Annotated in this window: 12 protein-coding genes; 1 reads left to right on the top strand and 11 read right to left on the bottom strand. The window is 51.3% G+C overall.

Going from position 1 to position 16,301, the window contains the following annotated elements; genetic code table 11:
* Positions 1-35: 35 nt before the first annotated feature.
* The gene (locus NG346_RS03920; RefSeq protein WP_262288359.1) at positions 36-2,012 is read left to right on the top strand and encodes a fructose-1,6-bisphosphatase; all 1,977 of its coding nucleotides are present in this window, start codon (positions 36-38) and stop codon (positions 2,010-2,012) included.
* Positions 2,013-2,365: 353 nt separating this feature from the next.
* On the opposite strand, the gene NG346_RS03915 is transcribed toward NG346_RS03920, so the two are convergent.
* The 11 genes from NG346_RS03915 to ubiE form a co-directional block, all read right to left on the bottom strand.
* Complete coding sequence (locus NG346_RS03915) at positions 2,366-4,213, bottom strand: AAA family ATPase (RefSeq protein WP_262288358.1); 1,848 nt, start codon at positions 4,211-4,213, stop codon at positions 2,366-2,368.
* A 21-nt stretch (positions 4,214-4,234) separates the two neighbouring features.
* On the bottom strand, positions 4,235-6,796 hold the full coding sequence (locus NG346_RS03910; protein ID WP_262288357.1) for a transglycosylase domain-containing protein: 2,562 nt from the start codon (positions 6,794-6,796) through the stop codon (positions 4,235-4,237).
* A 125-nt stretch (positions 6,797-6,921) separates the two neighbouring features.
* Positions 6,922-7,836, bottom strand: coding sequence for a tRNA (adenosine(37)-N6)-dimethylallyltransferase MiaA (gene miaA / locus NG346_RS03905; RefSeq protein ID WP_262288356.1), 915 nt, complete (start codon positions 7,834-7,836; stop codon positions 6,922-6,924).
* Positions 7,837-7,942: 106 nt separating this feature from the next.
* A complete protein-coding gene (lpxA, locus tag NG346_RS03900; RefSeq protein ID WP_262279734.1) occupies positions 7,943-8,713 on the bottom strand; it encodes an acyl-ACP--UDP-N-acetylglucosamine O-acyltransferase in 771 nt (256 codons plus the stop codon).
* Between the two features lie 36 nt (positions 8,714-8,749).
* Complete coding sequence (locus NG346_RS03895) at positions 8,750-10,141, bottom strand: bifunctional UDP-3-O-[3-hydroxymyristoyl] N-acetylglucosamine deacetylase/3-hydroxyacyl-ACP dehydratase (RefSeq protein ID WP_262288355.1); 1,392 nt, start codon at positions 10,139-10,141, stop codon at positions 8,750-8,752.
* A 79-nt stretch (positions 10,142-10,220) separates the two neighbouring features.
* Positions 10,221-11,261, bottom strand: coding sequence for a UDP-3-O-(3-hydroxymyristoyl)glucosamine N-acyltransferase (gene lpxD, locus NG346_RS03890; RefSeq protein WP_154532863.1), 1,041 nt, complete (start codon positions 11,259-11,261; stop codon positions 10,221-10,223).
* A 171-nt stretch (positions 11,262-11,432) separates the two neighbouring features.
* A complete protein-coding gene (gene pyrF, locus NG346_RS03885; protein WP_262279732.1) occupies positions 11,433-12,257 on the bottom strand; it encodes an orotidine-5'-phosphate decarboxylase in 825 nt (274 codons plus the stop codon).
* 112 nt (positions 12,258-12,369) lie between these two features.
* Positions 12,370-13,482 carry a peptide chain release factor 1 gene (gene prfA / locus NG346_RS03880; protein WP_262279731.1) on the bottom strand — a complete coding sequence of 371 codons (1,113 nt, stop codon included), beginning with the start codon at positions 13,480-13,482 and terminating at the stop codon, positions 12,370-12,372.
* A 56-nt stretch (positions 13,483-13,538) separates the two neighbouring features.
* A complete protein-coding gene (locus NG346_RS03875) occupies positions 13,539-14,702 on the bottom strand; it encodes an AIR synthase-related protein (RefSeq protein WP_154532857.1) in 1,164 nt (387 codons plus the stop codon).
* A gap of 69 nt (positions 14,703-14,771) precedes the next feature.
* The gene (locus NG346_RS03870; protein ID WP_262279730.1) at positions 14,772-15,518 is read right to left on the bottom strand and encodes a shikimate dehydrogenase family protein; all 747 of its coding nucleotides are present in this window, start codon (positions 15,516-15,518) and stop codon (positions 14,772-14,774) included.
* A gap of 33 nt (positions 15,519-15,551) precedes the next feature.
* On the bottom strand, positions 15,552-16,286 hold the full coding sequence (gene ubiE, locus NG346_RS03865; RefSeq protein WP_262279729.1) for a bifunctional demethylmenaquinone methyltransferase/2-methoxy-6-polyprenyl-1,4-benzoquinol methylase UbiE: 735 nt from the start codon (positions 16,284-16,286) through the stop codon (positions 15,552-15,554).
* Positions 16,287-16,301: the final 15 nt, after the last annotated feature.

Raw genomic sequence — 16,301 nt, 5'->3', positions numbered from 1 at the left:
CTATACAACTTTCATTTTAACTCCAATCATTCAATATGAACGACAACAAGAAACTCGACGTACGATACCTACAACTGCTGGCACAGTCCTTTCCATCTGTGGCCGATGCCAGCACAGAGATCATCAACCTCCAAGCTATCCTTAACTTGCCAAAAGGTACTGAGCATTTCCTGGCAGACTTGCACGGAGAATACGAGGCTTTTCAACATGTATTGAAGAATGCCTCCGGTAATATCAAGCGTAAAGTAGGAGAACTCTTCGGTACGACACTGCGCGAAACCGAGAAGCGGGAACTCTGCACGCTCATCTATTATCCAGAGCAGAAACTGGAGCTTGTCAAGGCCTCGGAAAAAGACCTCGATGACTGGTATCATATCACGATCCACCATCTCGTAGCCGTCTGCCGCGACGTCTCCAGCAAATACACTCGCAGTAAGGTACGCAAGTCACTGCCCAAGGACTTCTCCTATATCATTCAAGAATTGCTCCATGAGCGTACGGAGGATTCTGACAAGACTGCTTACGTCAACGTCATCATCGACACGATCATCAATACAGGACGGGCCGATGCCTTCATCATCGCTATTGCAAATGTCATCCAGCGCCTCGCCATCGACCAGCTTCATATTCTCGGTGACATCTATGACCGTGGTCCCGGTGCGCACAAGATCATGGACATGCTCCAGAACTATCACCACTGGGATATCACGTGGGGCAACCACGACATGCTGTGGATGGGAGCTGCCGCCGGCAACGATGCATGCATCTGTAGCGTCATCCGTATCTCACTGCGCTACGCCAATCTCACTACACTTGAGGAAGGATATGGAATTAATATGGTACCATTGGCTACCTTTGCCATGGATGCTTACGCCGATGATCCCTGTACGGAGTTCCGGCCTATTCTCTCGGGTGAGGCAGAAAACCTCAATGAGAAGTCTATACGACTTACGGCTCAGATGCATAAGGCAATCGCTGTGATGCAGTTCAAACTGGAAGCACAACTCTATGAGAAGCATCCGGAATGGAAGATGCAAGACCGCGAGTTGTTCAACTTCATCGATTATGATCATGGCACGATCATGCTTGAGGGTAAAGTCTACCCATTGCTCAGTTGTCATTTCCCTACCATCGACCCGGCTAATCCCTGCGTCCTTACTGACGAGGAGCATCAACTGCTGCAAAAACTCCACCATAACTTCCTGGTCAGCGAAAAGCTTCACAAACATATCGACATGATGCTCGGCCACGGATGTATGTATCAGGTGTGCAACAACAACTTGCTTTATCATGCGTCTGTACCTCTCGAAGAAGATGGAAGTCTGAAAAAGGTGGAAGTCTATCCAGGGCAACCCGTGGCAGGCATGGAACTGATGGAGACCGTCGGACATTTGGTACGCTCAGCCTTCCAAAGCGACACCAACCCAGTGGAGCGCGACTATGCTATTGATTACTTCTTCTATCTTTGGTGTGGTCCGGACAGCCCACTTTTCGACAAGTCAAAGATGGCTACTTTCGAGCGCTATTTCATAGAAGACAAGGAGACCCATGCCGAACATAAGGGCAACTACTTCAAGCTGCGCGACGATGAGAAGATTTGCGAGCAGATCATGGATGCCTTCGGTGTCACTGGCCCTAACCGGCATATTATCAACGGTCATGTGCCCGTGAAGGTCGGTGCCGGCGAGAATCCTATCAAGGCGGGAGGTAAGCTGATGGTCATCGACGGTGGCTTTGCACAAGCCTATCACAAGCAGACCGGCATTGCCGGTTACACACTTGTCTATCATAGCCGTGGCTTCCAACTCGTGCAGCACGAGCCCTTCACAAGCACCGAGGATGCTATCCTGCGAGGTACCGACATCAAGTCCACAACACAGATCGTTGAGATGTCCGCCCACCGTATGCTGGTAGCCGACACTGACAAAGGCGTGGAACTGCGCAAACAGATCGATGATCTCATGGAGCTACTCTATGCTTATCGTCATGGCATCATCGCACCACAACTGTAGTCACTGAGCCGCACAAGACAATATCTGGCTCCCATATTTCAGGCTCCAGCCCTGTCTTGCAGCCACTCTGTCTTATATTATTCCATCTTGCAGTTCTTTTCGTTACGATGTATTGTGATGCCACCTGTTACACATCTTCCACGGCGGGCCGCCCCCAACAGTGTCACCATATGTGTTACGCTCAGTCTTTGGCATTGAAGCACCCAATTTAAAGGACACTGATATCAGTTAGCTACAGATAAAGTTCAGAAAGTGACAAAAACAGGAGATAAAAAAAGCTTCCAAGACTTTATAACAAAAACTTCCGGCGCTATGCTTTACGGCATAGCGCCGGAAGTTTTTTGTTGTTGATGTTATTTCCTCTTCTTTAGCTTCTTGAGCTTTTCCGCGATGTGCGGGTATTCCGGATAGAGTTTGAGTGCCTTCTCGTAGTTGCGGATGGCGGCCTCGGTGATGCCCTCGTGTTCGCACTCCTTGCCCATGATGACATATTCGGCGGCGAGGTGCTTGAGGAATTCCTTGGTTTTCTTTTCTTTCTCCTTCAGCGCCTCGATCTGTCTCTGCTGCCGGTTGATGATGTCGAGCTTGCGGCGGATATATCTTTTCGCTATCGGCTTCTCGATGTCGTAGCGGCTGTGGATGGCGATGAAGAAATGATCCAGCGCGGCCTGCATGTCGCCCTTGTCAAAGGCGCAGACGGCATCGAAGTATTCCTTGTCGGCCTTGGACTGCTGCAAGGCTTTGCTGATGATCTGCGTGTTGTTGTAGTTGCTCTTGGCATAGTCCACGACATCCTGCCGGACAAAGATCTCGCTGCGCTGGATAGGATCCTTCAATGTGATGCCCTCCAGGGAGCGGCAGCGCGAGAGAGCCACATAGGTCTGACCGCCGGCGAAGACGCCACCGGTGAAGTCGATGCGCACGTGGTTGAAGGTAAGGCCCTGGCTCTTGTGAACGGTGATTGCCCAAGCCAAGCGCAAGGGAAACTGGGTATAGGTTCCCAACTCTTTTTCTTCGATCTTCTTCTCCTGCTCGTTGTAGGAGTATTGCATGTTGCTCCAGATCTCACGCTCCACATCCACCTCTTTGCCGTCCTCGGTTCTGACGAGGATATGCTCTTGCTCGTCCTCGTCAAAGGCGATAATCGTGCCCAGGGTGCCGTTGACCCATCGGTGCTCTCTGTCGTTCTTAACAAACAGCACCTGTGCGCCGAGCTTGAGATGGAGCTCCTGTGGGGTGGGGAGGCTGCCCAGCGGGAAGTCACCCTCTATCATGCCAATGAAGACGGCAGGATTGCCGGGGAGCTGCGCCAGCTTCTTTTCATTGATAAAGTCTACCGTGTCGCGGCGTGTGGAGAGCGTGATGGAGAGCTCGTTGCGTTGGATTCCTCCTCCTTTCTTATCGTTGCCGGATGATACCGGTGCTGTCGCAGGCTGTTGAGAGTCCCCGGCTTCCGAGGGCGTTTCGGGAGAGGGAAGATCAGCGTGCGTGCCGGTGCCCTCCACTTGGCGGTTGAGATGCATCAGATCCGTGTCCGTCACTTGTGCGGATCGGATGTGGTCGAGGATATGGAGGAAGGTAGGGTCGCTTTGGCGATAGACCCGTCGCAGCTCTATCGAGACCAATTGCATTTGCTGGAAGACACGTGCCTCGAAGAAAAAGGCAGAGTGGTAGAAGGGACTGAGCAGCTGGCGGTCTTCCTCCTTGACGACCGGCTCCAACTGGTAGACATCGCCGACGAGCAGCAGCTGCTTGCCTCCGAAAGGCTCGCGCATGCGGTGGCAATAGACGCGGAGCACCTTGTCGATGAAGTCGATGATGTCGGCCCGAACCATGCTTACCTCGTCAATGATGATCAGTTCAAGGCTTTTGATGATCTTGATCTTCTCGGCATTGTACTTCAGGGTATCGCGCAGATGTCTGACGGTGTAGCGGATGTCGTTGGGAACGAGCGGGTGGAAGGGAATCTTGAAGAAACTGTGTAGCGTGGAGCCACCGGCGTTGATGGCGGCAATGCCCGTTGGGGCGAGGATGATGTGTTTCTTCTTGGTGTGGGCCGCTACGTATCGGAGAAAAGTAGATTTACCCGTCCCCGCCTTTCCGGTGAGGAAAAGCGAGCGATGGGTAAACTGTATGATTTGGAGAGCCTGTTGCATTTCCGGGTTCTCCAAATCGATAAGATCGTCGTGATGATCGTTCATGAAATCATGGGGTCTTTAACTTTACAAATTGTTGAAGTTGACCTCTTCGGTTGTCTTTTTGTGTTTCTTGGTGTTCTTGTTGTCGTCGGTCTTGCTGCCCGTCTTGCTGCCTGTCGTAGCAGAAGAGGAACTTGTGGAAGACGGAGTCTGTCCTTGTGGCTCCTCGACCGGGTTGCCGTCCTCGTCGAGGATCACCTCCTCATTGCTGACGTAGTGCGCGCTGTCGTGGCGGACGGTGTCGTGCTTGACAGGAGCAATGTAGGTCACGCAGTTGTACATGCTCGACGTGATGCTCTCGTCATCGGGCTTGGCGAAGTGACCATGGTACTTCTTATAGGCGGGGTCGCTGAAGACCGACTTGATGAAGTAGCCACAGATAGGCAGCGCGGAGCGTGAGCCTTGTCCCAGGCGACCGCTCTTGAAGTGGATGCTGCGGTATTCGCCGCCTACCCATGCACCGACGCAAAGCTTGGGGCTCACGGCCATGAACCATGCATCGGCGTGGCTGTTGGACGTTCCGGTCTTGCCGCCGAAGTCGGTGTCGCGGAAGAAAGACCCAGCGTAGTCGGCGGAGGAGAGCGAGGTGGAGGTGCCGCCCGGATCATGCGTACCGGCCATGAGCATTTGCTGCATGAGGTATGCGCTCTTCACGGGGATGACCTGTGTGGCCTGGCTGTTGTCGGTATAGACTTCGTTGCCGTCTTTGTCTACGATGCGTGTGACCATGACGGGATCGTGGTGCCGGCCGTTGTCAGCAACCACACAGTAAGCGTTGAGCAGTTCGGGCAGCTTCACGTCGCTGGAACCCAAGGCCAGCGAGGGCTCATCGTCGAGCGGGCTCTTGATGCCCATAGCCTGTGCGGTCTCGATGATGCGCTTGATGCCGACCTCCTGACCGACACGTACGGCTACGGAGTTGATGCTTCGGGCGAAGGCACTGCGCAGGGTCAGCGAGTCACCAGAGAATGTGCCGCTGGCATTGGTAGGCGTCCATGTGGTCATCTCATGCTTCTTCTTGTCATAAACCTGCATGGAGATATACTCGTCGCGGCGTTTGTCGCATGGAGTGAGTCCTTGGTTCATGGCTTCGGTATAGACAAAGAGCTTGAAGGTGGAACCCGGCTGGTGGGTAGCCTCGGCCTTGTCGAACTTCCACGTCTTGAAGTCGACGTCGCCCACATAGGCGCGCACGGCACCGGTCTCCGGCTCCATGGCCACCATGGCGCAGTGCATGAAATGCACCATATAGCGGATGGAGTCGAGCGAGGACATCTCCTTCTCTACCGTGCCCTTGTCATAGTCAAAGAGCTTGACCATGTGGGGCTTGTTCATGTAGTAGGAGACAGAGTCGGGATTGTTGGCGTATTTAGCCAAGAGCTGCTTGTACTGCGGCAGTCGCTGAGCGATGTCCTCAATGAAATGCGGCACCTCGTTGCCGTTCTCGTCATACCAGCAGACACCCTTCTTGTCGCCTCCCCATTCGCTGTCGAAGTTGCGCTGGACAATTTTCATCTGCTTGAGGACAGCTTCCTCGGCGTATTTCTGCATCTTGGGATCCAGCGTGGTGTAGATTTTCAGACCGCTGCTGTAGAGGTCGTAACCATTTTCCTTGCACCAGTCCTGGAGCTCGTTGGCGATGGCCTCGCGGAAGTACATGGCCTGTCCGTCGTAGTTCTCCTCAACTTTGAAGTGGAGTTGGATAGGGATCTGCTGTAAGGAATCACATTCCTCACGGGTGAGGTCTCTGTGGGTATAGAGGTTGTGGAGCACGGTGTTGCGGCGTGCCAGACTGTTCTTTGGATTGGTACGCGGGTTGTACATCGTGGTGGCCTTGAGCATACCGACCAACAGAGCGCACTGCTCGGTGGTCAGGTCTTTCGGTGTCGTGTCGAAATAGGTCTTGGCTGCCGTCTTGATACCGTAGGCGTTGGAACCGAAGTCTACGGTGTTGGCGTACATCGTCAGAATCTCTTTCTTGTTGTATACTGTTTCCAGTTTAGTGGCGATAATCCATTCCTTGCTCTTGACAATCAGAATCTTCAGTCCGGGAATCTTGCCCAACAGACCGGTGGAATACTGAGAGCGCACGCGGAACATGTTCTTGGCCAACTGCTGCGATATAGTCGAAGCACCGCGGCCGTCGTGGCGGAGCACAGCGTCCTTCATGGCACTGAAGATGCCTATCGGGTCGACGGCCATGCCGCGTGGGCGCTTGTAGTAGCGCTCGTCCTCGGTGTCGATGAGTGCTTTGAAGAAATAAGGGTTGACCTCTTCGTATTTCACGGGAGAGCGGTTCTCATTGAAGTACTTGCCAATGAGCGTGCCGTCGGCGGCATAGATCTCAGAGGCCTGGCTGGTCTGAGGATCCATGATGCCGGAGAAATAACCTGGGCTCTTGCCAAACAGCCAAAGGAAGTTGATGTCTACGGCACCTAAATAAAGCAGGAAGGCCACGATACAGGACACAAAGGCGATAAGTGTTTTGGTATACCACTTTCGTCCTTTGTAGAGCGATTTGTACCAAGGCCAGAAGTTGCGTGCCTTTCTCCAGCACCAACTCATGAAAGATCTTAATTTTCTCATTTTCTTTCTGTTATCGCGTGACTACAGAGTGCAACACCTTGTCGTTGACGGCATGAACGCGCATCTCTGTGTGTGATTATATGGGGTGGCTCTGTTGTTTACAAAAGTAATAAAATAATAGTTGATTATGACACGGAATCTATATATTTTAAGATATCTTCAATATTGTCGGGAGAGAACCATTGGATAGCATCATCTTTCTTGAACCATGTGAGTTGCTTGCGCATATACTGTCGAGTGTTGGACTGTATCTGTCGGATGGCTTCTTCTTTGGGGATGCGGCCGTCGAAGTAGGCAAACAACTCCTTATAGCCCACGGTGTTGAGCGAGTTGAGATGCCGAAGGGGAAACACTGTTCTGGCTTCCTGCTCAAGGCCTTTGTCGATCATCTTCAGTACTCGGGCGTTGATGCGCTCGTAGAGTTCCTCACGCGGGCGGTTGAGCCCTATCTTGACGATGTTGAAAGGCCGTTGCTTCTTCTGATGGGTGCGGAATGAGGTGTAGGTCTTGCCGGTGGCAAGGCAGATCTCTAAAGCGTGGACGACGCGGCGGGGATTGTTGCGGTCGACGATAGCCCAGTGTACGGGGTCGAGTTGACGGAGCTGTTCGACAAGGGCGGGAAGACCTTCGTCGGCCAACCGGCGCTTGAGGTTCTCGCGGATATCTTCGGGTACTGTTGGGATGTCGTCAATGCCATTGCAAACGGCATCGATATACATCATGCTGCCACCGGAGAGCAAAAGCCTGTCGTGCGCATGGCCGTCTTCCTCACCACTGAACAAGCGGGTGATCAGCTTCATGGCATCCTGTTCGTACATCGAGGCACTGTAGTAGTCCTGAAGGCTGTGGTTGCCCACGAAATAATGGCGGACGCTCTGCTGCTGCTCTGCTGTGGGGGCGGCGGTGCCGATAGGAATCTCTTTGAAGATCTGCCGTGAGTCGGCATTGATGATGGGGGAATGGAGATATCGGGCTATGGAAAGGCATAGCTCAGTCTTGCCAACACCTGTTGGGCCAAGGACGACGAAGAGTGTTTTCATAAAAAGGAAAATGAGTTAGGGGCATTGTTGCTCCTAACTCTTAGAGAATGACAATAGTTTCTTGACTTCATCGTTGTATGTGTTCATCTCTTCGGGCGGGGGATCATCATCTGATGATGCCACGCTTGGAAGACTCGACAAAGTCGCAGATATATTGGATTTCGGGTGTCATCTGCAGTTCGCTCTTGATCTTCTTGATGCCGTCTTTGAGGATGCCCTCGGAATAGAGCAGACGATAGGCGTTGTGGATGAGCTCAATCAGATCATTGCTGAAGCCATGACGGCGGAGTCCCACGAGGTTGATGCCGCAGTAGCGGGTAGGCTCCTTGCCGGCTATAATATAAGGAGGAATATCCTGGCTGAAACGGCAACCGCCTTGAATCATCACGTAGCCGCCGATGTGGCAGAACTGATGACAGAGGATCTCGGCACTGATCACAGCGAAGTCGTCACATGTGACCTCACCGGCAAACTTGGTGGAATTGCCGATGATCAGTCCGTTGCCGAAGAAGCAGTCATGGGCGATGTGCATATTTTCCATCAGCAGGTTGTTGTTGCCCACGCGTGTAGTGCCTTTTGAGGCTGTGCCACGGGAGATGGTCACGTTTTCGCGAATGCTGTTGTTATCGCCGATCTCGCAGATGGTCTCCTCGCCCTTGAACTTGAGATCTTGTGGCTTGGTGGATATGCTGGCACCTGGGAAAAACTCGTTGTTATTGCCGATGCGGGCACCGTAGTTGATCGTGACGCTGTTTTGCATCACGTTGTTGTCACCCAGTACTGTATTTTTGTCGATGTAGCAGAAGGGGCCGATGACGTTGTTGTCGCCTAACTTGGCCTCGGGATGCACAAATGCTAAAGGACTAATCTGATTCATTTTGTGTAAATGTGGTCTTGAGATTAATATAGGGGCTTATTTGTTCTTGACGATCTGAGCCGTGAAGGTCGCTTCGGATACGACATGATCACCGACGAACATATATCCTTTCATGGAACTGATGCCATGGCGCACCGGACCGAGCAGCTCTACGCGGAAGAGCAGCGTGTCGCCCGGCACAACCTTATGACGGAACTTCACGTCATCGATCTTGAGGAAATAGGTCGACCACTTCTCGGGTTCGTCGAGCTGGCTGAGCACGAGCAGTCCACCGCACTGTGCCATGGCCTCGATCTGCAGCACGCCGGGCATGACGGGCTCATCGGGGAAGTGACCTTGGAAGAAAGGTTCATTGGCAGTGACGTTTTTCACGCCGACGATGCTTGTTGCTCCCATGGCTACAATCTTATCGACGAGTTGCATGGGATAACGGTGGGGGAGTAGCTGACGGATATGAATGTTGTCGATCAGCGGTTCCTCATTGGGATCGTAGATAGGAGCCTGCACCTCATGCTTTCTGATTTCCTTGCGCATCAGACGTGCGAACTTGTTGTTGATGGTGTGGCCGGGGCGTGTGGCGATGATGCGTCCCTTGATGGGCTTGCCGATCAAGGCCATGTCACCAATGATATCAAGGAGTTTATGGCGCGTGCATTCGTTGTTCCACATGAGTGGCTTGTGCTGGATATAACCGATCTTGGCGGCATCGATGTGCGGTACCTTCAGCAGGTCGGCAAGTTTGTCGAGCTGAGCCTGCTCTTCGGGTTTCTCGTAGATGACGATGGCATTGTCGAGGTCGCCGCCTTTGATGAGGTTGGCATTGAGCAATGGCACGATGTCACGTACGAAGACGAAAGTACGGGCTGGTGCTATCTCTTCGGCATAGTTCTCCATCTTGTCGAGTGTGGCAAACTGGCTGGAAATAAATTTCGAAGGGAAGGAGCACATGGCCGTGATGGAGAAATCTGTATCCGGGAGAATGGTGATGCATGAGCCGCTCTCGTCGTCCTTGATTTCTATCTTCTTGCGGATGATATAATAGTCCTTTGGTGCACTCTGCTCTACGATGCCCACCTTTTGGATTTGCTCGACATACATGGCAGCCGAACCGTCGAGAATGGGGAATTCGGGACCATTGACCTGTATGAGGCAGTTGTCAATGCCCATTGCATAAAGGGCAGACATGCCGTGCTCAACAGTAGAGACACGTACGTCTCCTTGCTGCAGAACGGTGCCACGCTCTGTATTGCCGACGTTTTCGGCAATTGCTTCGATAGTGGGCTGTCCTTCCAGGTCGATGCGTTGGATTTTATAGCCGGTGTTTTCCGGTGCGGGATTGAACGTCACAGTGAGATTCAGACCTGTGTGCAGTCCCTTACCAAAGAGAGAGAAACTGCCACCAAGCGTTTTTTGCTTTTCTGTATCCATCTTTATTGTGTTGCTTAACGATCAAGCGTGTAAAGCTCTGTTGAGGTTATTTTACTTGTTATTATGTAAGTCTGCTGTTTTATGACTTCTTCTTGAGTTCTTCCACTTCTTTCTGCAATGCGTTCAGCTGCTTGTAGATTTCCGGAAGTCTTTGGAACAGCGCCTGACTCTTGAAATAGGCGAACTGAGGCATTGGTGGTGTGCCAATCAGGGTCTGGTTGGATTTGAGGGAAGATGGAGCACCAGATTGGGCACCCAGCAGCACTTTGTCGCCGATGGTGATATGTCCGGAGACACCGACTTGTCCGCCAAACATGCACCATTGTCCTACTTTGGTGGAGCCAGCCACACCGACCTGTGCTGACATCACGGTGTTCTCGCCAATGTCGGTATTGTGGGCGATCTGCACGAGGTTGTCGAGCTTCACGCCTTTTCTGACGAAAGTAGATCCCATCGTTGATCTGTCGATGCAAGTATTGGCACCGATTTCTACATTATCCTCAATGGTGACGATGCCGATCTGAGGAATCTTGTCGTACTGGCCAGTCTGAGCGTTGGGAGCGAAGCCGAAGCCATCGGCACCGATGACACTGCCGGAATGGATCGTGACATTGTTGCCAAGCTTGCAGTCGTGATAGATGCTCACCTGAGGATAGATCAGACAGTTGTCGCCAAGAGTGGCGTTGTCCATGATGGTCACATTGGGATAGATCTGTGAGCCGTCGCCGATGGTTACCCCGTCTGCGATATAAGCAAAGGCACCCACGTAGACATCCTTTCCGATTTTGGCCTTAGGCGATACGAAGGCAAGGGGATCGATGCCATGCTTCTTGGGCTTGGCTGCCTCGTAGAGTTGTAATAGCCGGGCTACACAGTCGCGTGCGTTGTCTACGCGAATGAGCGTGGGGGCTACCGGACGGTCGATGCTTATCTGTGAGTCTACCAAAACAATGGTGGACTTGGTATCATATAAATAGTGGATATACTTGGGATTGGCTAAAAAGGAAATAGAGCCTGCCGTGCCCTCCTCTATCTTGGAAAAGGTGTGCACGCTGGCGTTCTCGTCTCCTTCAATAGTGCCCTGTACAAACTGAGCTATTTGCTTTGCGGTAAATTCCATCTTCTAATAGGATTGAAACATTTCTGCAAATATAATAAATTATTCTCGAATCTTTGAAGATAGGCTGAGTTTTTGTGCTTTTTAGATAAAAAAAAGCGCACTAATTGCACATTAGTACGCTTTTTGTGAAATAAAAATGAGGCTCTGCTTGAACGAGCAATGCGTTTTTACTTATCCGATTTTAGACAGTTCCACCTCCATTTGCTGTTGCAAATCTTTGGCTTTCTCTGCCGAGGCTTGGGCGAAGTTTTCGTCATGTCCGGCATAGATGATGCCACGGCTGGAATTGACCAAGAGCCCACAGTCCTTGATGATGCCATATTTGCAAACTTCCTGAAGTGAACCTCCCTGTGCGCCAACGCCTGGAACAAGCAGGAAATGGTTGGGAGCTACTTTGCGGATGTCCTGGAACATCTGTCCTTGTGTGGCTCCGACCACATACATCATGTTGTCCTCATTGCCCCATTGCTGTGATTTCTTCAGCACTTTCTCGAACAGGCGCTCGCCCTCCTTGTCCTCTGTGAGCTGGAAGTCGTGGCTGCCCTTGTTGCTTGTCAGCGCGAGCAATACCACCCACTTGCCTTTGTACTCAAGGAAAGGAGTAACGCTGTCCTCACCCATGTATGGAGCCACGGTAAGGGCATCGACATTGTATTCTTCAAAAAAGGTGCGCGCATACATGGCTGAGGTGTTGCCGATGTCGCCGCGTTTGGCATCAGCGATGATGAAATGATCGGGATAGAACTTCTGAAGATACTCTACTGTACGCTCGAAAGAAGTCATGCCCTTGACACCCAGACATTCGTAGAATGCCAGATTGGGCTTGTAGGCAACGCAGTAGGGTGCTGTGGCGTCGATGATCTGCTTGTTGAAGAAGAAAATCGGATCTTCTTCCTGCTGAACACATTCCGGCATCTTGCGGATGTCGGGATCCAAGCCTACACAGAGAAATGTTTTCTTTTGGAATATCTGTTCGATTAATTGCTTACGGTTCATGGTCTGTCGTTTATGAACAATTATCTGTTTACTTTTTACTAATTATCAGATTGCTGTTGCCAGTGATCGATTAGCTTTATACCTTGTCGGCTTGCTGACCGCTCTATGCAGCCTATAACTCGTTCTCTTTAAGTTTTTCTGCATTTTCAGCCACGGTGAGATGGTCGATCATGTCTTGGATGTTGCCGCCGAGAAATCCTTGCAGGTCATGAATGGTGTAACCGATACGATGATCAGTGACACGCCCCTGTGGGAAATTGTATGTACGGATCTTGGCACTGCGGTCACCGGTAGATACCAAAGAACGGCGGCGGCTGGAGATGTCGTCGACGTATTTCTGGTGCTCGTGATCATATATATATGTATAGAGACGGCTCAATGCTCGTTCCTTATTCTTTGGCTGGTCACGCGTCTCGGTACATTCGATGAGGATTTCCTCTACCTCACCCGTGTTGGGATTCTTCCAAGGATAGCGCAGACGGACACCGGAACTCACCTTGTTGACGTTCTGACCTCCGGCACCACTGGAGCGGAAAGTATCCCACTTGATGTCTCCTTCGTTGATGTGGACTTCAAACTTCTCTGCTTCCGGGAGCACGGCGACTGTGGCGGCAGAAGTATGCATACGGCCCTGTGTCTCTGTTGCGGGGACACGTTGGACGCGATGCACACCACTCTCATATTTCAATGTGCCATAGACATTGTCGCCACTCACGGCGAAGTCTATCTCCTTGTATCCGCCAACGGCTCCTTCCGAGACACTTGTCACGCTGACGGTCCAGCCTTTCGACTCACAGTATTTTTTGTACATGTTGAAGAGATCGCCGGCAAAGAGGGCTGCCTCGTCGCCACCGGCACCTGCACGAATCTCCATCTGCACGTTTTTCGCGTCTTCCGGATCTTTCGGTACAAGAGCGATCTTGATATCTTCTTCCAACTGCGGCTTAAGATTTTCATTCTCAGACAGCTCCTCACGAGCCATCTCTTTCATGTCGGGATCTTTCTCGTTGGCCAGTATGTCTTTGGCTTCTTTGATGGCATTGAGACAGTCAATGTATCTCTTGCGTGCCTTCATGATGTCGTCGAGATCCTTATACTCCTTGGTGAGTTTTACATAACGTTGTTGATCGGCTATGACGGCGGGGTCGGTGATAAGAGTGCTGACTTCCTCATAGCGAGCCTCTAAACCGTCGAGCTTCTCCAATATGCTGTTGTTTTCTGGCATAAATCGTCTTATAGTTTAATAGTCATACGCTTGTTTCTTAAAAGCAAGCGTTGGATTTAATATTCAAACGTTCCGAATTCTGACTTGATGGTCAGAGAGCGCTTGCCTTCTTCGATGTGTCCGATGACCTGGGCATCGATGTTGAAGCTGTTGCTTACGGCGATGACCTGATCTGCTACTTCGGGCCGTACATAGATCTCCATGCGATGTCCCATGTTGAAGACCTGATACATCTCTTTCCAATCTGTGCCGGAGCAGTCGTGAATGGTCTTGAAGAGTGGGGGCACGGGGAACATGTTATCCTTCACCACCTTGCAGTTTTCACCTACGAAGTGCAGCACTTTGGTCTGAGCGCCGCCGGTGCAGTGCACCATACCGTGAATCTCGGGACGCAACTCGTCCAAGAGTTTCTTGATGACCGGAGCGTAGGTGCGGGTCGGAGAGAGGACCATCTGGCCGGCATTGACGGGCACTCCTTCAATCTTGTCGGTGAGGTGATATTTTCCGCTATACACCAGTTCGTCGGGTACGGCATGGTCATAACTTTCGGGATATTTCTCAGCCAGATACTTTGCGAAAACATCGTGGCGTGCACTTGTCAGTCCATTGCTGCCCATTCCGCCATTGTATTGGTGCTCATAGGTGGCCTGACCGGTGGAGCTAAGTCCTACGATGACATCGCCGGGGCGAATGTTGGCATTGTTGATGACATCCTTGCGTTTCATTCGGCACGTGACGGTAGAGTCGACGATGATGGTACGTACCAAGTCGCCGACATCAGCCGTCTCGCCGCCTGTGGGCCAGATGCCGATGCCCATACCGCGCAGTTCAGCAAGCAGTTCATCAGTGCCGTTGATAATAGCACTGATGACCTCGCCAGGAATCAGCATCTTATTGCGGCCGATGGTGCTGGACACAAGGATGTTGTCAACAGCTCCCACACAGAGCAGGTCATCGGTGTTCATGACGATAGCGTCTTGCGCAATTCCCTTCCAAACGCTCAGATCACCCGTCTCCTTCCAATAGAGATAGGCCAAAGAAGACTTTGTGCCGGCGCCGTCAGCATGCATGATATTGCAGTATTCCGGATCGCCACCGAGGATGTCGGGGATGATCTTGCAGAAAGCCTGGGGGAAGATACCCTTGTCGATGTTCTTGATAGCGTTGTGCACATCTTCCTTGGCGGCACTGACGCCTCGCATCATGTATCGATTATTCATTTTTTCAATCGTAAGTCTTGAATGATAATAATATAATATGGTATGATAGAATCTGCGGAATGTGGAGTCTTACCTTTCGTCATTCCAGAACTGCCAGCTGGCAAAAGCCTGGAGCAGGAGCATCTCCAGTCCGTTCTTCACTACAGCGCCATGCTCTTTGCCTTTCTTCATAAACAGCGTCTCATCGGGATTGTAGATGAGATCATAAAGAAGAGTATGGTTGTCCATGGCATCGTAGGGGAGGTTGGGACATTCGTCGGCGTGAGGGTACATGCCGCAAGGGGTGCAGTTGACGATGACGTTATATTCCTTAATCGTGTCAGCAGTGATGTGGCTGTACTCAATAGTCCCCGGCTTTTCGTATCGGCTGACTTTCATCGTCTGCAATCCAAGCGACTTCAGACCGAAGTCAATGGCTTTCGATGCACCGCCGGTGCCAAGGATGAGTGCCTTCTTATGGAAATGCTCTAATAGCGGTTCTATACTCTGGGTGAAGCCGATGACATCGCTGTTGAAGCCCTTAAGAATGGTTTTCTTGTTCTTATGGGTGACTTTGATGACATTGACAGCACCGATCTCACGAGCTTCGGGAGAGAGAGAGTCGAGATAGCTGATGACCTTTTCTTTATAAGGTATCGTGACATTCAGTCCTTTCAGTTCTGGATTGGAGTCAAGTATCTCGGGCAATTCCTCTATCGTAGGAATTTCGAAGTTTTCATAAGTTGCGTCAATGTTCTCGTTTTGGAACTTCTCATTGAAATAACTGATGGAGAAGGAGTGTCCAAGAGGGTAGCCTATCAGTCCGTATTTGTCCATTGTGCAGCTGGTGTTACTTGTTTGACGTGATGGTTATTTTTCGGCGAAATACAGAGTGCATATACCGAAGGTCAGTCGCCGGAAGGAGACCTTGGAGAAGCCAGCCTTTTGCAGGATGTCCATCATCTGTTCTCCTTGGGGGAAAGCTTCGATGGTGGCTGTGAGGTAGCTGTATGCACTCTTGTCTTTAGAGATAATGCTGCCGTAAACCGGCAGAAAGGTGTGGGAATAGAGCTTGAAGCACTGCTTCATGGGGAAGTGTACGGGCTCGGTAAGCTCAGCGATGCTCAGATGCCCCCCTTTCTTCAATACCCGGCACATCTCGCGCAGTCCTTGATCCAGATCTTGGAAGTTTCTGATGCCAAAGGCCGCTGTGACTGCATCGAAAGTGTTGTCGGGAAATGACAGATGCATGCAGTCTTCCTTTTGGAAAGAGATGATGCTGTCCAGTCCTGCCGCTTTCACTTTCTCTCGTCCTACGTTCATCATTCCTTCTGAGATGTCGGCTCCGATGAGTTTCTGTGGATGGAGCATACGGGCAGAGAGAATGGCAAAATCGCCAGTACCTGTTGCCACGTCAAGGACAGAACAAGGGTGAAAAGGCGCAAGGGCCTTGATAGCCTTGCGTCTCCATCCTTTGTCTATATTCCATGACAGTCGGTGGTTGAGGGTGTCGTAGTTGTCAGCGATGTTGTCGAACATCTCCTCTACGAGTTGTCCTTTGTCACCTGTGCCATTGTAGGGCTTAATGCGCTCTTGTTTGTACATTCCTGATACGTTGAG

Origin of the sequence: Hallella absiana (assembly GCF_025457485.1) — a bacterium.
GTDB classification, from domain to species: Bacteria; Bacteroidota; Bacteroidia; order Bacteroidales; family Bacteroidaceae; genus Prevotella; species Prevotella absiana.
Note: the sequence above shows the minus strand (reverse complement) of the source record. Positions and strands in the feature narration are given on the sequence as shown.